The sequence below is a fragment of the Acinetobacter sp. Ac8 genome (assembly GCF_055392545.1).
The window spans coordinates 159,407-177,901 of the sequence record NZ_AP043689.1; the positions used below are offsets into that span (position 1 = coordinate 159,407).

Here is an 18,495-nt window from a genome sequence, read left to right on the forward strand (position 1 = left end):
ATTAAAATTTTTCAAAGCTATTTTAAAAATATTCGTCATAATGCTGTATAGGAATAGAATAGTGAGATCAACATGTTATCAGCACAACAACAAGTCTTTATACAGGCTTTAGAAGATTTAGACCTTGCTCAAGTCAAACGTTTGCTTGCAGATGGATTTGATCCTAACTTTATGGAGCCTGAAAAAGGGCCAGCTGTTTCAATTTGGTCAGATGGATTGTTTAAATGGTGGGAAAAAATTTGTGATGCCTATGAAGCAGGTGATCCTTTAACAGCAGAACAAAAAGCGCAAGATTTACAACCACATTTAGATATCTTGGATGCTCTAATAAATGCCAAAGCAAATTTTTATTTGTGGGATGCTGAAGAGTGTTATGGTCCATTGTGGGATGCTGCAAGCGCAGCCTGTGTACCTGCAATTGACAAGCTTTTAGATCATAAGGTTGATCCGAATACCAAAGATGAAGAAGGTAAAACCATTTTATCCTCGATCAGTGATTTGTTCTTTGATTGTGAATTTGATCAAATAGATTGGTCTCAGGCTTTACCTGAAGAGAAAGAATCTTTAGAGTTACTACGTAGTCGCGGTGCGAAAATGTCCAAAGAATTATCGTAAATTTTGAGTCTTGATATGGCAATTTTAAATAGAATCACATTAGCCCTTGCTTCGAGTTTAAGTATAAGCGCAATGGCAGCAGAATTTTCTTTTGATCGTCCTGGAACAGGTTTCGGAACAGGAATCACGCCAGTGGGTCAATTGGCTTGGGAGCAAGGTCTTCCAAGTGCGACCTATACAGAAACTAAAGTAGATGGCGCAAAAGCAAAAACTGTAACCCTCAATGGCGATATGCTGCTCCGTACTGGTTTAACCTCAAGTATGGAATTACAGTTAGGCTGGCAGGGTCCAGCTTGGACACAAACCAAATACAAAGGCATGAAAGAGGATGACTCTGGCTTAGGTGATGTTTCTATTGGGATTAAAAAAGCCATCGACTTAAAAGATGATAAATTATCTATGGCGATTTTGGCTCAAGCCTTGATTGCAACGGGCAATGATGGTTTTAGTGAAGAAGATGATATTTATAGCATCGGCACATCATTAGCTTACCAGTATAACGATTTGGTCAATACTGGAATCACCATGAACTATGCTGTGCAAGATGGGCATTGGTCAGTGACCGCTGTACCTACTGTTGGTTATAAAATTGCAGGTAATCTTTCAGGGTTCTCTGAGTTTGTTTATTCAAAAACAGAAAGCCAAGACTATAAGTATGGTCTAGGCTCTGGTTTGATCTATGCAGTCAATGAACGTACCCAACTTGATGGAAGTGTTGGTGTCGATTTGGAAGGGCGAGACCGTAGTTATAAAGCTGGTTTAGGTGTGGCATTCTTATTCTAATCAATTCAGTCTGATACATCATCAAGGAGTAGTTGATCTACTCCTTGATTTGTTTTAAAAGCGAGCATTTTTTGAAATGCTTTTAGAACAGTCTTATCTTGTGTATGCTGAGTTCAAAATAAGCAATAAATACAGGAGTATTAGAATGTTAGAACTGTTTATTGGTGATAAAAATTATTCGACATGGTCGATGCGACCTTGGTTAGTAATTCAGCATTTCAACATTCCATTTACAGAGCATCTTATTGCTTTCGATCACTTTGATGTCGATAGCCAATTTAAACAAAGTATTTTAAAAATAAACCCAACTGGCAAAGTCCCAGCCTTAGTGGACGATGGCTTTTTAATTTGGGATTCTTTGGCGATTTGTGAATATCTGGCAGAAAAGTTTCCTGAAAAACACTTGTGGCCTCAAGATGTAAAACAACGTGCACGTGCAAGATCGATGTCCGCTGAAATGCACAGTAGTTTTATGGCTTTGCGTAGTTGTTGTGATATGAATTTAGATGCTGATTTAAAGCATATTGGTGCACAGCTTTGGCAGGAAAATTTAAAACTACAGCACGATGTAAAACGGATTGAACAATTATGGTCGGAGCGACCACATCCTGACAGTTTTTTATGTGCTGATGAATTTACGATTGTCGATGCTTTTTATGCGCCAGTTGTGATGCGTTTCATCGGTTATGGCATTGCCGTATCAGCGAGCAGTCAGCGTTATATCGACAAGATATTAGCGGTCCCTGCTGTACAACAATGGATAGCAGAAGCCCATGCAGGATTTCGATTTGTAGCGTGTGAAGAGCAATATCGTAGCCAAGTTTAATCTAGTGAATACCGCTTAAGCTATTTCATTGATTTGAGTATGATAGAGCTGGACTTGATTGCGCCCGGATTGTTTGGCTCGATATAGCGCTTTGTCTGCGAGATGAATAATTTTACTGATATTGTCATCGTCATTCGAGGTGGCAATACCAAAACTGGCGGTCAGCTGAACATAATGATGATCAAGCGATTCAAGCACTTGGTTTTGAATCGCCAATCGGCAGCGTTCAGCAAGTGCTTGAGCAATGTTTAAAGAAGTTTCAGGCAAGGCAATAATAAATTCTTCACCGCCATAACGAGCCACAATATCTGACTGACGAATGTGAGATGCTAATAATTTGGCAACTTGACACAATGCTTCATCACCAAAATGATGCCCATATAAATCATTGATTTCTTTGAAATGATCAATATCAATCAAGATAATGGCGTAGTGGGTTTGCTTATTTTGGATATCATCAAGCTTTTCATTAAAAAAACGACGATTATATAAATTGGTCAGTGGATCCGTTTCACTGAGTTTTTTAATTAATGATTCTCTATAGCGCCACTGAGACAGCAAAATTTCACATAAAATCAAACATACAATTAAAATAGGGACAATAAAATACAACATCGTTCCCACCCAGAAGGTATTGTCATGCCGATTATTTTCCAACAGATGTTCATTAAAAATTGGAGCGTACGGAATGATGCGCCAATAGGTACAGAACATCATTGCAATATAGAACAGCAGGGCGGTACTAATTTGCAGATAAATAATTTTTCTATTGAATAAGATTAACCCCACACCAGAAATACACACGAATGCAAAAACAGTGGCTGGACTATAGATACCGACAAGAAAGCCATCAGCAAGCATTAAGATAATAAAAATACTGATGACGATATGGGGGAGGATGGTATTTGCCCATTTTTTATTCTGAAAGAAATAACAAAATGCGATCAGGAAAAAAAGCAGTAGGGTGGAGCCAGCGTTGACCACAAGTTGTGAACGAATCAAGGAGATATTGACCCATTGCCAAGTTTCTGGATTGAATAAAATAAAAACTTTCCATGCAATCCATGATAAATGAAGGGCAATAGTCAGGAACAGAATCAAGATACATTTATGTAAACTGCTCCAATTCATAATGATATTTGAATCTAATTGTTGTTTCAGCTTTTGCCAGTAATGATTAAGTCCTATATTCGATACCTTCATTCATAATTATTCCAGGGTTTTTCAGTTTGCTATTCATTAAGTACTGATTAATAATTTTTTAAATTATAGTGATTAAAATTTATTAAAACAAAGAATTGTTATCATTTATTTGTTAATAAAAGAATATTTTATTATTAATATAAAATAAATAGTGGTGTAATTAATTTTTAAATATATAGCTGTTTTAAGATAAAACACCTGTACCCGTATAACAAGCTTTGCGATTGGTTTTGGCAATATATAACGCTTGGTCTGCTTGCTGTAATACCGCATTACTCATGCTGTCATGTTTAGAAACAGATGCACCACAACTTGTTTGAAGTGGAATGACTTTGTTATTGATCTTTAAATCATAATGATTCATTAAAAGTGATAGACGATCTGCGATATGATGAGCTTGATCTTGAGTAACATCACTGAGAATTAAAATAAATTCAGATTCGCTATAACGACCAACAAGATCTGTTTCACGGATATTTTGTAATAACTCTTGGGCGATTGCGGCTAAAGCCTTATGTGCGATTTTTAGAGTGTATTTATTCTTGATTTCACACCAGTTATCCACACTGAGTAAAACGATACCAAAATTTGATTCAGTCTGAGGATGTAACTCTTTTAAATAAGTATTAATTGCAAACTGATTATAAATACCTGTATGTGGGTCGATTTCCAGATCATTACTGAGTTGGTTTTTATGGATTAATTTGGCAATAAAAGAATGTTTCAATACTTGATTGAATAAGGAATGAATTTTACGTCGTTTTTCTGAATAAATTTTATTACGCATAATCTAATCCATCCACACTTGGATTTTTATTGTTGATACTTAGAATGTAGCAACTTATTGGCTTAAACTCAAACTAAAGTTGAAGTAAATACTTGAAGGATATATACATAATTTTAAAAAGTGTGATTAACTTTGTAGTATAGGTTAAGAGTCTATTCGGACTGGGAAAATCCCCTAAAAATAAATCTGACAAGCAATATAGTTTCAATGAATTGTATAATTATTATTCTAGTGAATGCTCATTTTGTTTAAATGGATGATTTTATTTTTAAAGGTGAACAACAGTTTGGCTTTTAAAGCGCTTGTTGTTCACCATTTGGTCAATATTGGGATTAATCTTTATCAATTTTATGAGCGAATTCAGCAATATCTGCTAAAGATTGTTTTGCTTCATCAAACCACGGGCTAAACATTTGGAAATTATGCCACATTCCCGTATACAGCTTGTAATTGACTTGCACGCCTGCAGCTTTGGCTTTTTCTTCGAAACGTTGCGCATCTGACAACAGAATCTCTTTAGAGCCAATTTGAACTAAAGTCGGTGGCAGCCCTGCAAAATCTCCAAATATAGGCGAAAGTGGGGGTAAAGAACGATCCATGTTTTTTGGTACGTAAAAATCAATGCCAGATTCAAGCGCTTCGATTGACAGTAAAGCATCATGCTTCTGATTATAGCGTAGAGATTCACCTGTTAAAGTCAGGTCTAAGAAAGGTGACATCAGAATTAAGGCACTTGGGAGTTGTTGTTTATTTTCTTGTTTGATGCGTAGAGCGAGTGCCAAAGCCAGATTTGCACCACAGGAATCACCAGAAACAATAATGTCTTTCGCTTGCACACCTTGATCTAAAAGTTGCTGATAAATATCATAAATCGCATCACCTGCTTCAGGAAATTTGCTTTCAGGTGCGAGCGGATAATCTACATGTAAAACTTGCATTTGCGTACGTGCAGCAACTTCAGATAAAAACGCGCGATGGGTTTTGATTGAACCGACAAAAAACGCTCCACCATGAATATGAAAAATCATTTGAGTCGCATGCGCTTGCGGTTTAATTTCTTCTGCCCGAATCCCCGCAATGCGTAAAGAGCGAATCTGTACATCTTTACGTTGTGGGAAAACACGCGCAAGTTGTTCTATTCCAAAACGTGCAGTTGCAGGAGGAAGATTGAAACGACTTGGAAATTTGAAGCTAGATTTAAGAATAGATTCTGTAAGATATTGTTTCAGAGCTGAGTTAATCTTCATGTTCCTTCCATATTGTTAAACTTTTGACTTTATTTTTGTTGATTTATCAACATTTGTTACAAGGGTACACTATATAGTCACATTCAAGAATTGCTAATTCGACGTAAATTTTTGATACTATAAAGTGTCAATTAGACTAGGGAAAACAAAACAATGAAAAAAATTGTACTTGCATTAGGCTTATTATCAGCAACAGTTCTTGCAAATGCTGCGGATCCACTCAATGGAACAGTTTGGAAAACAATTGATGACACAACGAAACAGCCCAAAGCAATTGTGAAATTCACTGAACAAAAAAATGGAACATTGACGGCAACGATTCAAAGTATTTTAACGCCAGGTGAAGAAAACTCTTGTACCAAATGTGAAGGTGCTTACCACAATAAATCATTGAAAGGTGTGACGATTGTCAATGGCCTAAAAAATGTTGGTGGTAAAAACTATGACAATGGTACGATTCTAGATCCTAAAAATGGCAAGACCTATAAGCTTAAAGGTGAACTTGCTGGTAACCAGTTAAAGTTACGTGGTTATATGGGTATTTCTGCTTTAGGTCGCAACCAAACTTGGGTGCGTGCAAACTAAGCAGATTGATTCACCACAACAAAAAGCCTGATCTATTGATCAGGCTTTTTGTTGCTCGATGATTTTTATGCTGTAAGTTTTAAAGCTTTAATTTTATCTTCATCAAAACCAATTACATACTGGCCATTTTGATCAATCACAGGGCGCTTGATTAAACTGGTGTGTGTGGTAAGCGCGTGAATCAGTGCTTGTTCACTCGACAAAGCTAGTTGTTGTTCTTGTTCACTGAGCTTTTTCCACGTTGTACCTTTTTTATTGAGTACAAGATCTTGCCCAATATGATCGAGCCATTGTTTAACCGTCTCTGCATCTATGCCTTGTTTTTTATAATCATGAAATTCATAACTCAAGCCAAGTTCAGTCAGTAAATCAAAAGCTTTTTTCATGGAGTTACAATTTTTGATTCCATAAATTTTCAACATGTCTTAACCTAATATTCAATTGTTTGATTTGACAGAAAGAGTAGCAAAATTGCCAATATGTACAGTATAAGAATAGATAAAATATTTTAAAAGGCGTGATTGCTGTCATCAGAATTTAACAATTTGCGCTTAATATTTTATTGAAGCGAGCAGTAGACTGGCTGATTAAATGATTTGAATCTAAAAAATAAAAAAATTGAAACTAAAGAAAATTGAAATTAAAAAAAGAGAAAACCCGCATCTAATCATCCTGATTATGCGGGTCTCATTACAACGTCCAATGTCACATCCTTGAAAAATAAATATTCAAAATACTTATTTCCTTTTCTTCCTACGGCGTCCTATCCTTTTGCTGTCATCCTGACAATGTCCCTGTGCCGTGCGTGTATAATGCGCTTGTTGATATGAAGAAAATATAAGATAACACGACAAAATTTGTAAGTTATTACCCTGTAATCAGTGAACACTTGTTCACAAAAATACTCAATTTTTATTTAAAAATTGAGTATAGGACTGTTTAAATTTGATAATCAATAATCACAGGGGCATGGTCGCTATACCATTCATCTTTATAGACCCAAGCATTGACTGTGCGATCTTTCCAGTCAGGTGAGCATGCTTGATAATCAATTCGCCAACCGACATTTTTCGCACGCGCTTGTCCACGATTGGACCACCAAGAATACAGTTCTGCTTCTTTACGGACTTCACGAAATGTATCGACATAGCCCAGTTCATCATAAATATGATCTAACCAAGCACGTTCATGCGGTAAGCAACCTGACGATTTTTGGTTACCTGACCAGTTTTTAATATCGATTCGTTTATGCACGATGTTGTAATCGCCACATACAATGATTGATTTATCTTCATCACGCCATTGTTTTAAAATTTTTCGATATTCTTCTAAGAAGTGATCTTTACGGGCTTGTGCTTCATCACCTGATGAGCCTGAAGGTAAATACAGCGAGCAGATGTGCACAGGTTTGGCTAAACCGACATCAAATTCCGCGCTAATAAAACGACCTTGGCTATCGGCAAGTTCAAAACCCAAACCATTCTGGATCGATTTAAACGGCAAGCGACTGTAAATCGCTGTACCTGCATAGCCTGATTTTTCCGCAGGGAACAGATGGGTAAACCAACCTTCGGGTTTAAATTTATCGGTCCACTGTTCATGCGTAATACGGCTTTCTTGGATACAGATCACGTCTGCATCTGACTTTTCCATCCATTCAAGTAGGCCTTTAGTGACGGATGAACGTAAGCCATTTACGTTAATTGAGACAACTCTTAAAATTTTTTGATCACTTGGATAGCTACTCTTTGGTATCATGCGCAGTCATAACCTCAATGTATGAATTTTGGAGCACCTCATGTCAACGCCAGCTCAGTTTAACCCGCAAGCTTTTATCGAACTCGCATTATCACGTGGTGTGCTTAAATTTGGTGAGTTTACTTTAAAATCAGGCCGTGTGAGCCCTTATTTTTTTAATGCAGGTTTACTCAACGATGGTGAAGCATTATCGCTTTTAGCTCAAGGTTATGCAGATAAATTAACACAATGTAACAACGTTGAAGTGATCTTTGGGCCTGCATACAAAGGAATTCCTTTTGTTGCCGCAACAGCTGTGGCTTTGTCACAAGTACATGGTGTCAGTGTGCCTTGGGGCTTTAACCGTAAAGAAGCCAAAGACCATGGTGAAGGCGGTGTATTGGTCGGTGCTTCAGTAGAAGGCAAAAAAGTCTGGATTATTGATGATGTGATTACAGCGGGTACCGCAATTCGTGAAGTTGTCACAATTCTTAAAAATGCAGGTGCGACAATTGCAGGCGTATTGGTTGCGCTAGATCGTCAAGAAAAAGGGCAAGGTCAATTGTCTGCCATCCAAGAAGTTCAACAAGAACTTGAGATTCCAGTGCATGCTTTAATTAGCATGAAAGACTTAATGGATTATCTTGATGCCAAAGGTGAGCAAGATGCTTTAGCAAAAATGGAAGCTTACCGTGTGAAATATGGTATATAAGTTAAAAAAAAGGATAAGATAAGGAGCATAAGCTCCTTATCTTTATGGACTATAAAGGATTAGGTGCCATTTTTAATGTTCATTCTATTGATAATCGTCGTGGTTGCTGTACTTGGCATTATGTTGGTCAAACATATCGACCAACGACGTTGGCAACGTTACCAATTTGAGCGGGATATGTTTTTTCGGCAATATCCATTTCAATGGCATGGTTTAGAACAGTTTGAGCTGGTTTTAAATATCAACGTGCACGCCCAGAAAAAATTAATCAATGAATTGATGTTAAGAGCATCTGAGAACAGTTATATCAAGAAATCACGTATTCAACGTGAACCTGAATGTTCGAGACAACAATACTCAATTAAAGTCATGATTCAAGATTTAACTATTGGCCACTTAGAAAAGAAATATGCAGACTTATTGGGAGAAAGTTTAGATCAAACCGATTTTGAAATTGGTCGTCCAATAGAGCTGGATGTTGAAATCATTGTGTTTGAAAAAGATGATATCGAGTTGGGCTGTCGTGTCAAACTGGCCTTACCGCGTGATCCACGGACTGCACATCAATACCTGATAGAAAATAGCCAACAACAATTTCAAGAAAAATAAGCTTAATCAGCAGGTGAATTGAGCAAGTAGATACTTTGCTCAATCTGTTTTTGATCTTGCAAGGTGCGGACAATTCGATGGGTTTTAGAATCTTCAACAATAAATTTGAGAGTATATTCCTTTAAATGCTGTTGAGCGACCAAGGTGGCGACCAGTTGGTCATGTTGTCTGAAAATTTGAATCTGTAGTGCCTGATCTAAACAATTTTGAAACTGTAAGTCCTTATAGCCATACACCACAGTTGCATCACTGCCTAAGGGGGTAAAGCGTTCATGTTCTTGGTAAATATCAATCGAATGTGAATGTCGTTCTATGATGGTTAAACCCGCTTTTAACGCATTGATATAGAGCAAACAAGAAATTTGACAGATCCCACCACCCAGATCTTCTGAAATTTTTCCATTGACCAGATTACGTCCTGTTTTATAGCCATTGTTTAACGTCGGGGCTGTTACCAAATGCCAAAATGAAAAGATTTGATTTGGCTCAATGACCAAACCGTTTAAGGCTTCAATCGCAAGATCAATGTTATGGGTTTTATTTTCAAAATAATGATTTATCTTGATGCTTTGTTGGGTTGAAATTTGCTGGTCTGCTTGCCACAGTGCTTGATGTTTTAAGGCAAACTTTAGCTTCGAGAAAAGGTGTTCACGACAATACCTGCGTAATAACTGATAAAGCAGTTTCCATGATTTGGGTAAATATTGCCGCATATTCCACCTGCTTATTCTAATTGTTTACTGACGGTTGTTTTTCTAAAACGACAACCAAGTATGATGCATATTCTTTTAAAAATGAACGGCACATCAAGTTGTCTAAGCTTCTAAACAGTGGGCGTAAAATCGTTGGAATACGATGGATAGGGAAAAATAAAAAGCCCTGACTTTCAACCAGCTTCCATTGAGTGCCAAGCAGCTTTGCAATCTCTGCCAATGTCATTTGATGAGCAGCATGCCAGCTTTGTTGTTGATGCTTTACAGCTTGTCGACGTTTGGCAGAGGGGAAATCAAAAATAAGCTTGCCATTGGGTTTTAATTTTTGCTGTGCCTGATTTAGAAATTGTTGTGTGGTTGCATGGTCTTGATGCATGATCACATGAAAGCTATAAATCACCTCAAGCTGATGATTTTCGATTGGAATTTCAGTCAGAGAGCCTTCAAGAAAAATTTTATGTGGATATTTTTCTCTAGCAACTTTCAGCATTTCAGGGCTGAAATCTACACCATAATCGGCATAATCGAGTAAACGACCTGTACCACAACCGATATCCATACAATGTGTAGGTGCTGTTTTACTGAGAATACGCTTGAGAAAAGCACGCTCTTGTTGGTCTAAATATTGCCCATAACTGTTATTAAAACGGTTGTTATCGTAGTCGTGCGCAAGTTTGTTATAGTAATTTTTAATCTCTGATGAGTCGTTTTGATCTAGCATAGTGATCACGCATTAATTATCTGTTTTGCCATTGATGTGCTTGTACTTACTGGGCTGATGTTAGATCTATGCGGTAGGGCATAAATTTTTTATACCTTCTACTTTTTGATAGGTATAGGTTAAGGCATAATTTTCAAGAAAGGTCTGTTCTAATACCAACTGATCTTTTTTTAATGATTTGATGACGAGCGTTTGGTTTGCTGCTTCATCTGGGTAAAGCAAATAGAGGCTGTTATTTTTAATTTTGTATTTTGAAACCTCAGGTGGTTCTGGCGAGCTGACGGTTTTATTTTTAAAGTCACACTCAAAAGGATATAAGGTAGCGGTGTCTTTGCCATCTAAATAAGCGACATTGGCAATTCCATTGTTCAAAGGCAACATCGCCCAATAACCTTGTAATAAATCATTTTTTTGCGCAAATGTATTTGATGTAATAAATAAAATAGAACACGCAATATAAATATTTTTTTTCAACATGTTATATATCCCACTATTGTTTTATTCGTCGAAAATATTGATTTAGAGTCAATCCTACTCCGAATATTATTTTATTTGAAGGCTTATTTCTGGGTTATTTCACAAGCCTTACACTCTAACAGCATGCCTATTTTTTCCTGACGTCCTTGTTCTGTCAATACCCACGGACGATTCTGCCAAGGCGGAAGATGACGCACATGTTGTTGATGCCCACAGGCAAGTTCAGCAACATAATGTTGCTCCTCATCCAAATGAAATCCCACAATGGCTTGTTGCATTTCGATCATCATATTCACAATAATTGCTAAGAGTTTAGCGAAATTTCGGAAAAGTACACCAGATTCTCCGCTATACTGCATTCAATCCAAAATTTTATAAGAGCATCAATATGCACGTACTTGTTGTGATGGATCCCATCGAAAGTGTAAACCTGAAAAAAGACTCAACAATGGCAATGTTATGGGCGGCTGCACGTCGAGGGCATGAGTTAGGCTATGCATTACAACAAGATTTATATATTGACCAAGGCAAAGCCTTTGGTTTGATTTCACCGCTTCAGGTTTTTGAAGATTACGATCACTACTATGAGTTAGGTGAAAAAGCCAAAGAGTCGCTTGCAACGTATGATGTGGTGTTGATGCGTAAAGATCCGCCTTTTGACATGAATTTTGTTTATACCACTTATATTTTGGAACAGGCAGAGCGTGAAGGGGCGTGGATTATTAACAAACCACAAAGTTTGCGTGACTGTAATGAAAAATTGTTTGCGACCCAATTTCCAGATCTACAAGTACCCACTTTAGTGACCTCACAACAAAGCTTGATTCGTGAATTCTTAAAAGAACATGGTGACGTTATTGTTAAGCCACTGGATGGTATGGGTGGAATGGGGATCTTCCGCTTATATCAAGATGGGGTCAATATTGGTTCAACCATCGAAATTTTAACTGAAAATGGCACACAACCGATTATGGCACAACGTTATATCCCTGAAATTGTGGATGGTGATAAACGTATTTTGATGATTAATGGTGAGCCTGTACCTTATTGCTTGGCTCGTATTCCTCAAAATGGTGAGGTGCGTGGGAATTTGGCAGCAGGTGGTTTGGGTGAAGCTCGTCCATTGACTGAAAATGACAAAGCCATCGCCGCCAAAGTTGGGCCATTCTTAAAAGCCAAAGGCTTGGTTTTTGTCGGATTAGATGTGATTGGAAATTATGTCACTGAAATCAATGTCACCAGTCCAACCTGTATTCGTGAAATTGATGATCAATTTGGTACTTCAATTGCAGATGATTTGTTTAATGTACTAGAAGCCGGCTAGTCAGTTTAATTTAAGCTGGGATACTGCATTCTAAATCTCAACTAAAAAATTAGAGTCGTTCGCGGCTCTATTTTTTTGCTGTCGATTGACTATAAAAATGATAAATCATCGAGAAATATAAAAAAATAACGTTTAATTCCACTTTTTTTAACGGATTAATGATAAAAGTAGTTTAAACTTTCAAATCAGTAGAAAAAAACAATGAAAGGCTTGGTGAAAAAAAGTAAATAAACTTTTCCCCATAGCGGATTGTGATTACAATTGATTGTTTAAGATATTCGTTAAATATTTATTTTTGCATTGAAGAATTAGACCGTGACCGAACCCCAGCAAAGCACACCGAAACACATCATGATGATGGCGGCAGGTACAGGTGGACATGTATTCCCTGCACTGGCAGTTGCAAAAGAATTGCAACAACAAGGCAGCCAAGTGTCTTGGTTGGCGACTCCGACAGGTATGGAAAATAGACTTTTAAAACAACATGATATTCCAATCTATCACATTGACATTCAAGGTGTACGTGGCAACGGTATTGTACGTAAATTGGTTGCACCGTTTAAAATTTTAAAAGCAACCTTGAGCGCAATGCGCTATATGAAACAGCTCAATGTCGATGCAGTGGCTGGTTTTGGCGGTTATGTTGCGGGTCCGGGTGGTTTGGCTGCACGTCTGTTGGGTATTCCTGTGATTATTCACGAACAAAATGCAGTGGCAGGCTTTACCAATACCCAGCTTTCAAGAATTGCTAAAAAAGTCTGCGAAGCATTTCCAGATACTTTTCCGAAAAGTGAAAAAATTGTGACGACAGGTAATCCTGTACGGTCAGAAATTACCGCAATTTATAATCCTTCTTTTCGTTATAAAGAACGCGAAAATGCGGCTGAACCCTTACATATTTTAATTGTTGGTGGTTCTTTGGGTGCACAAGCCCTGAATGAATGTGTACCTCAAGCCTTAAAACAATTTGATGTTCCATTAAAAGTATTTCATCAGTGTGGGCAAAATAAGCAAGAGACCACACAGGCTTTATATGCGGATGCGCCTGCAAATATACAGGTTGAGGTTCAGCAATTTATTGAAGATATGGCACTGGCCTATAGCAACGCAGATTTAATTATTTGTCGTGCAGGTGCACTAACAGTCACTGAAGTGGCGACTGCTGGTGTGGCGGCTGTATTTGTGCCATTACCAAGTGCGGTGGATGATCACCAAACTGCCAATGCACGATTTTTGGAGAAAACAGGTGCGGCGAAAATCTGTCCGCAACAGAGCATGACTCCAGATTCGTTAAAGGATTTACTAACACCGTTGATGAACCGCCAATTATTGATGGAAATGGCGGTAAAAGCTCGTCAACAAGCTCAACCAGATGCAACACAACGTGTGGTTGGTTTAATTCAAGATTTGTAAGTTAGAGTTGATTATGTCTCCAACAAGCCCTGCTGATAAAGCAAAAAACCTAATTAAAATTCCAGAGATGCGCCGTATTAAACATATCCATTTTGTGGGTATCGGTGGTGCTGGGATGTGTGGTATTGCAGAAGTATTGAAAAACCAAGGCTATAAGGTTTCTGGTTCTGACATTAAGGCATCAAAAACAACAGTTCAACTTGAAGAAAACGGTATTAAAGTTTTTATTGGACATACGGCAGACAATATCAAAGGTGCAAATGTACTGGTTGTTTCTACTGCAATTGATCCTGAAAATTTAGAAGTAAAAGCAGCAATTGAAAATCGTATACCCGTAGTGCGCCGTGCAGAAATGTTGGGTGAATTGATGCGTTATCGTCATGGTATCGCGGTTGCAGGAACCCATGGTAAAACCACCACAACCAGTTTAGTGACCTGCATGTTGGCAGAAGAAAACATGGATCCAACTTATGTGATCGGTGGTCTGTTAAACCGTACCGGTGTTAATGCTGCGTTGGGTGCTAGTCGTTTCATTGTCGCAGAAGCAGACGAATCAGATGCATCATTTTTACATCTAGAACCTATGGCGGCCATTGTTACCAATATTGATGCAGATCATATGGATACCTATGGCGGTAGTTTTGATGTACTTAAAGACACCTTTATCAAATTCTTACAGAAAATGCCGTTCTATGGCTTGGCTGTAGTGTGTGGTGATGATGCCAATATTCGTGAAATCATGCCACGTATTGGTCGTCCAGTATTGACCTATGGTTTTAATGAAGACAATGACATTCGAGCAATTTATGTTGAACAAGTCGGTATGCAGTCAAGCTTTACCGTATTACGTAAAGGTCGTGAGCCATTACGTTTAACCATTAATCTTCCTGGTTTGCATAATATTCTAAACGCACTGGCTGCGATTGGTATTGCAACGGATGAAGGTGTATCTGATGCTGCGATTGCACGTGCCTTAGAAAGCTTTAGTGGTGTAGGTCGTCGTTTCCAAGTTCAAGGTGAGTTTGAATTGGATGAAGGTACAGTAAAACTTGTAGATGATTATGGGCATCATCCGAAAGAAGTTGAAGCAACCATTAAAGCTGCACGTGCCAGCCATCCAGATCGTCGTTTGGTGATGATGTTCCAGCCACACCGTTATAGTCGTACTCGTGACTGTTTTGATGATTTTGTAGATGTGTTGTCACAAGTCGATCAATTGTTGTTGTTAGAAGTATATCCTGCAGGTGAGAAACCGATTGTTGGTGCAGATAGTCGTTCATTAGCTCGGAGTATTCGCCTGCGTGGTGAAGTTGAGCCGATCTTGATTGACCCAGTGGAAGGCAATTTGCAGAACGCGATACAAAAAGTGTTACAAGCGAATGACTTGTTATTAACACAAGGTGCGGGTAACGTGGGAGCAATTTCTGTAGAATTGGCTCAAAACCAACTGTATTTAAAATAATTGATTTGGCTTTGTTTAAATTTGGATTTGAATAAAGCCTCGAAATTAAATTGACTAACTTATAAGTTTAAGGATTTAAACGTGTCAAATGCTTCTAAATTCGGCAAAGTAGCGGTGTTGCTTGGTGGGAAATCTGCTGAGCGTGAGGTGTCATTAGATAGTGGTAAAGCTGTTTTAGAAGCATTATTACGTTCGGGTGTGAATGCGGAAGGCTTCGATCCTCAAGAACGTAGCGTGACGGAACTTGTGGGCTATGATCGCGCATTTATTGTATTGCATGGTCGTGGTGGTGAAGATGGTCAAATCCAAGGCGCGTTAGAATGGATGAATGTACCGTATACAGGTACAGGGGTTCAGGGTTCAGCGATTGGGATGGACAAAGTTAAAACCAAACAAATCTGGCAAGGTTCAGATTTACCGACTGCACCGTATCGTATTATTTCCAAAGATTCTGATTTAACTGAAGTGATTGAAAGCCTTGGCTTACCATTAATCATTAAGCCTGTACATGAAGGTTCTAGTGTTGGTATGAGCAAGGTTGAAAAAGCTGAAGACCTTGCTGCTGCAATTGAAAAGGCCACAGTACATGATGCTGTGGTGATGGCTGAAAAATGGATCACGGGGCGTGAATATACCATTTCTTTCCTCAATGGTTTGCCATTACCCGTGATTCGTTTGCAACCACCTGCTGATGTTGCATTCTATGACTATGAAGCAAAATATAACCGTAATGACGTGGAATATGGTATTCCATGTGGTTTAAGCGAGTCAGAAGAAAAGAACTTACAAGAATTGTGTTTACGTGCTTTCCAAGCAGTCGGTGCCAGTGGTTGGGGACGGATTGATGCGATGTTAGATGAACAAGGTCATTTCTGGTTGTTAGAAGTGAATACAGTGCCTGGCATGACCAGTCACTCGCTTGTACCTAAAGCCGCAAAAGCTGTAGGTTATAGCTTTGATGAATTGTGTGTTGCGATTTTAGCGCAAACGCTCACGGAACAAGCACACTAAGTTTATGGCTCAACTTCCTGCTTCGATGCGTCGCAAACGTGCGGCAATTACATCAATACACGATAAGCCGCCAACACGTCAGGAAAAGCTTCTCAACGTGGGAAGCTGGTTGCTTATGGTCATTGCTATTGCTGTGCTATTTGCAGGAATCTATGGTCTGTATAAAGTGATTACCGATGCTCGGGTGGCCACACTTCAAGTGGTAGGTACCACCTCACCGGTAGAGTCACAAGCGATTACACAACATTTGGCGCCTGTTGTTAAAAATAATTATTTCACCTCGGATTTAGAACAGATTCGAGATAAAGCACTAGAAGTATCATGGGTGGATCGTGTTGTGGTTTCACGGGCATGGCCAAATGGTATTCGTGTGCGGATTATGCCGCGTCATGCAATCGCACGTTGGGGAACCGGGCGATTACTGAGTGATGCTGGAGATGTCTATACAGAAGCGGTGGCGAAGAATTATTCAAACTTGCCATTGCTTCATGGGCCGCTCAGCCAATCCAAAGTGATGATGCGTCGCTATAATGAAATTAATCAATTATTTCACCCAGTCAACTTACGTTTAAAAGAGCTTTATCTCACTGAACGTATGACTTGGTTTATGCAGTTTGATTCGGGACTACGGGTTATCGTAGATCAAGATCAAACCATGAGTAAGCTACAACGTTTAAGTCACTTGGCACAAACTGATTTGAAACCTACTTGGTCGAATATTTCCGCCATTGATTTGCGCTACCGAAATGGTTTGGCAATTCAATGGAGAAATTCTATTTCACCAAAAATTGTGAATGGTCAATTTGTTGTAACCAGTAATGACATAAGCGTTGCAGGTGGGATGGTTGCAAAGCCATAATACGTGGCTTGAAAAAGAGGCATATAGCCAAACATAAACAATGAAGATAATGGTAGCAAAGTGATGAATGAAGCTGTTCCCTCAGTTGTTGCAATTGACATTGGGACACATAAAGTTTCAGTACTGATTGGTAAAGTACATGCCCCTGATAATATTCAGGTTATTGGCATGGCAAGCGCACGCAATAAAGGAATGAATAAAGGCAAAATTGTGAGCCTTGATAAAGTCACAAATGCAATTAAACAAGCCGTTCAAGAAGCTGAAGATATGGCTGAGTGTCGTATTCATTCAGCTTGGGTTTCAATTCCAAGCACCGAATTACAAAGCCATTATGCGATTGGTCGTACGCCGATTTCAAATTCAGAACATACCATTACGACAACTGAAGTGGTGCGTGCATTAGAGCTTGCTAAAGCCAGTCATATGACAGCCGATCATTACTTAGCAAGTGCAGTGCCTTTAGGTTTTGAGCTGGATGATTCAAGTGAGTGGGTACAGAACCCAATCAATTTATCTGCCAATAGTATGACAGCCCATTATCAATTGATGATGATGCCAATCAGCACTATGCAGAACTTGGATCGTGCAATGAAAGGCGCCAACATTTCGGTTGAAAAAATGGTGGTGTCTTGTTTGGCAACTGCAGAAGGCAGTTTGCTGAAAGATGAAAAAGAATATGGCGTTTGTTTACTCGATATCGGTGCTGGAACGACCAATATTGCAGTCTATATTGAAGGGCATTTGGCATTAGCTCATACCATTCAGTGTGGTGGTGAAAATGTCACCCGTGATATTGCCACTGTATTGCAAACCACAACCGAAGAAGCTGAACGGATTAAGTTACTGCATGGTTGTGTCGACATTCACCAAGTGAAACCGGATCATATGATTCAGTTTGAGGCAATTGATGGCCCACAAACCATTAGTCGTATTGAGTTGACTGAAATTATTATCGCACGTTATGAAGATATCTTAGGTAAAGTACGATACGAATTAGAACAACGTAGTGCACTACAAAGTTTGTATCATGGTGTAGTACTGACAGGTGATGTTTGCCAGATTGAAGGCATGGTGACATTGGCTCGTCGTATGTTGGGTATCTCTGCACACTTAGGCAATCCACCGTTACAAGTGGTGACCGATGATCAGAATTTACCATCTTTACGTCGTTCAATGTATGCTACAGCAGCAGGGTTACTTTTGTTTAGTCAAAGTGACATGCAAGAGGCGATTGAAGAACCTGAAGTTCAAGGTGGAAGACCATTCTTTGATCGGATTGTGAATGGTTGGAATGCCTTAAATAACAAATTAAAAGGTATTTTTTAGGTGTGGTTTTTTGGGGAATATTGTTAGGAAGTTGTAAGTGTTCTGTCCAATACTTGACAAGCTCTGCAATGAACAGCATCCTAAA

At 38.7% G+C, this 18,495-nt stretch carries 21 protein-coding genes; 12 read left to right on the forward strand and 9 right to left on the reverse strand.

The genetic code is table 11. From position 1 onward, the window contains the following. Positions 1 to 72: 72 nt before the first annotated feature. The 3 genes from ACZ5QH_RS00695 (at position 73) to ACZ5QH_RS00705 (ending at position 2,224) form a co-directional block, all read left to right on the forward strand. The gene (locus tag ACZ5QH_RS00695) at positions 73 to 615 is read left to right on the forward strand and encodes an ankyrin repeat domain-containing protein (protein WP_034611217.1); all 543 of its coding nucleotides are present in this window, start codon (positions 73 to 75) and stop codon (positions 613 to 615) included. Between the two features lie 15 nt (positions 616 to 630). Beyond that, positions 631 to 1,398, forward strand: a complete 768-nt coding sequence (locus tag ACZ5QH_RS00700) for a transporter (RefSeq protein WP_004818363.1) — start codon at positions 631 to 633, stop codon at positions 1,396 to 1,398. Positions 1,399 to 1,543: 145 nt separating this feature from the next. Continuing rightward, positions 1,544 to 2,224, forward strand: coding sequence for a glutathione S-transferase family protein (locus ACZ5QH_RS00705; RefSeq protein WP_303576967.1), 681 nt, complete (start codon positions 1,544 to 1,546; stop codon positions 2,222 to 2,224). Positions 2,225 to 2,239: 15 nt separating this feature from the next. Here the strand turns inward: ACZ5QH_RS00705 and ACZ5QH_RS00710 are convergent, their stop codons facing one another. The 3 genes from ACZ5QH_RS00710 to ACZ5QH_RS00720 form a co-directional block, all read right to left on the reverse strand. After that, complete coding sequence (locus tag ACZ5QH_RS00710; protein ID WP_303576966.1) at positions 2,240 to 3,427, reverse strand: diguanylate cyclase; 1,188 nt, start codon at positions 3,425 to 3,427, stop codon at positions 2,240 to 2,242. Between the two features lie 184 nt (positions 3,428 to 3,611). Beyond that, on the reverse strand, positions 3,612 to 4,214 hold the full coding sequence (locus ACZ5QH_RS00715; RefSeq protein ID WP_303576965.1) for a GGDEF domain-containing protein: 603 nt from the start codon (positions 4,212 to 4,214) through the stop codon (positions 3,612 to 3,614). Positions 4,215 to 4,546: 332 nt separating this feature from the next. Next, positions 4,547 to 5,461, reverse strand: a complete 915-nt coding sequence (locus ACZ5QH_RS00720) for an alpha/beta hydrolase (protein ID WP_004818371.1) — start codon at positions 5,459 to 5,461, stop codon at positions 4,547 to 4,549. Positions 5,462 to 5,614: 153 nt separating this feature from the next. Between ACZ5QH_RS00720 and ACZ5QH_RS00725 the strand changes: the two genes are divergently transcribed. Continuing rightward, positions 5,615 to 6,046 (forward strand): DUF2147 domain-containing protein, encoded by a 432-nt coding sequence (locus ACZ5QH_RS00725; RefSeq protein ID WP_034611232.1) that lies wholly within the window; start codon positions 5,615 to 5,617, stop codon positions 6,044 to 6,046. A 65-nt stretch (positions 6,047 to 6,111) separates the two neighbouring features. Here ACZ5QH_RS00725 and ACZ5QH_RS00730 read toward each other — a convergent pair whose 3' ends face one another. Together ACZ5QH_RS00730 and ACZ5QH_RS00735 are read right to left on the reverse strand one after the other, a co-directional pair. Continuing rightward, positions 6,112 to 6,468, reverse strand: coding sequence for a Spx/MgsR family RNA polymerase-binding regulatory protein (locus tag ACZ5QH_RS00730; protein WP_303576964.1), 357 nt, complete (start codon positions 6,466 to 6,468; stop codon positions 6,112 to 6,114). A gap of 517 nt (positions 6,469 to 6,985) precedes the next feature. Next, on the reverse strand, positions 6,986 to 7,804 hold the full coding sequence (locus ACZ5QH_RS00735) for an exodeoxyribonuclease III (RefSeq protein WP_004818376.1): 819 nt from the start codon (positions 7,802 to 7,804) through the stop codon (positions 6,986 to 6,988). A gap of 40 nt (positions 7,805 to 7,844) precedes the next feature. On the opposite strand from ACZ5QH_RS00735, the gene pyrE reads away from it, so the two are divergent. Continuing rightward, positions 7,845 to 8,495 (forward strand): orotate phosphoribosyltransferase, encoded by a 651-nt coding sequence (pyrE, locus tag ACZ5QH_RS00740; RefSeq protein WP_004718641.1) that lies wholly within the window; start codon positions 7,845 to 7,847, stop codon positions 8,493 to 8,495. A 75-nt stretch (positions 8,496 to 8,570) separates the two neighbouring features. Continuing rightward, positions 8,571 to 9,104 carry a hypothetical protein gene (locus tag ACZ5QH_RS00745; protein WP_303576963.1) on the forward strand — a complete coding sequence of 178 codons (534 nt, stop codon included), beginning with the start codon at positions 8,571 to 8,573 and terminating at the stop codon, positions 9,102 to 9,104. Between the two features lie 2 nt (positions 9,105 to 9,106). On the opposite strand, the gene ACZ5QH_RS00750 is transcribed toward ACZ5QH_RS00745, so the two are convergent. The 4 genes from ACZ5QH_RS00750 to ACZ5QH_RS00765 all read right to left on the reverse strand — a co-directional run bounded on the left by ACZ5QH_RS00750 (position 9,107) and on the right by ACZ5QH_RS00765 (position 11,293). Next, the gene (locus tag ACZ5QH_RS00750) at positions 9,107 to 9,817 is read right to left on the reverse strand and encodes a VanW family protein (protein WP_303576962.1); all 711 of its coding nucleotides are present in this window, start codon (positions 9,815 to 9,817) and stop codon (positions 9,107 to 9,109) included. 16 nt (positions 9,818 to 9,833) lie between these two features. After that, entirely contained in the window at positions 9,834 to 10,538 is a 705-nt protein-coding gene (locus ACZ5QH_RS00755; protein WP_303576961.1) for a class I SAM-dependent methyltransferase, read from the reverse strand. Between the two features lie 66 nt (positions 10,539 to 10,604). Continuing rightward, on the reverse strand, positions 10,605 to 11,015 hold the full coding sequence (locus tag ACZ5QH_RS00760) for a hypothetical protein (protein ID WP_244014656.1): 411 nt from the start codon (positions 11,013 to 11,015) through the stop codon (positions 10,605 to 10,607). Positions 11,016 to 11,098: 83 nt separating this feature from the next. Then, complete coding sequence (locus tag ACZ5QH_RS00765; RefSeq protein WP_034611335.1) at positions 11,099 to 11,293, reverse strand: DUF3565 domain-containing protein; 195 nt, start codon at positions 11,291 to 11,293, stop codon at positions 11,099 to 11,101. 110 nt (positions 11,294 to 11,403) lie between these two features. On the opposite strand from ACZ5QH_RS00765, the gene gshB reads away from it, so the two are divergent. The 6 genes from gshB (at position 11,404) to ftsA (ending at position 18,410) form a co-directional block, all read left to right on the forward strand. Then, positions 11,404 to 12,339: a glutathione synthase gene (gene gshB / locus ACZ5QH_RS00770; protein WP_303576959.1), complete on the forward strand. Its 936-nt coding sequence runs from the start codon at positions 11,404 to 11,406 to the stop codon at positions 12,337 to 12,339. A 315-nt stretch (positions 12,340 to 12,654) separates the two neighbouring features. Further along, on the forward strand, positions 12,655 to 13,752 hold the full coding sequence (gene murG, locus ACZ5QH_RS00775; RefSeq protein WP_270383102.1) for an undecaprenyldiphospho-muramoylpentapeptide beta-N-acetylglucosaminyltransferase: 1,098 nt from the start codon (positions 12,655 to 12,657) through the stop codon (positions 13,750 to 13,752). Between the two features lie 13 nt (positions 13,753 to 13,765). Further along, positions 13,766 to 15,214, forward strand: coding sequence for a UDP-N-acetylmuramate--L-alanine ligase (gene murC, locus ACZ5QH_RS00780; protein ID WP_303576958.1), 1,449 nt, complete (start codon positions 13,766 to 13,768; stop codon positions 15,212 to 15,214). A gap of 81 nt (positions 15,215 to 15,295) precedes the next feature. Beyond that, positions 15,296 to 16,225, forward strand: a complete 930-nt coding sequence (locus ACZ5QH_RS00785; protein WP_004818390.1) for a D-alanine--D-alanine ligase — start codon at positions 15,296 to 15,298, stop codon at positions 16,223 to 16,225. A 4-nt stretch (positions 16,226 to 16,229) separates the two neighbouring features. Further along, positions 16,230 to 17,084, forward strand: a complete 855-nt coding sequence (locus tag ACZ5QH_RS00790) for a cell division protein FtsQ/DivIB (RefSeq protein WP_303576957.1) — start codon at positions 16,230 to 16,232, stop codon at positions 17,082 to 17,084. A gap of 63 nt (positions 17,085 to 17,147) precedes the next feature. Continuing rightward, positions 17,148 to 18,410 carry a cell division protein FtsA gene (ftsA, locus tag ACZ5QH_RS00795; RefSeq protein ID WP_004718623.1) on the forward strand — a complete coding sequence of 421 codons (1,263 nt, stop codon included), beginning with the start codon at positions 17,148 to 17,150 and terminating at the stop codon, positions 18,408 to 18,410. Positions 18,411 to 18,495: the final 85 nt, after the last annotated feature.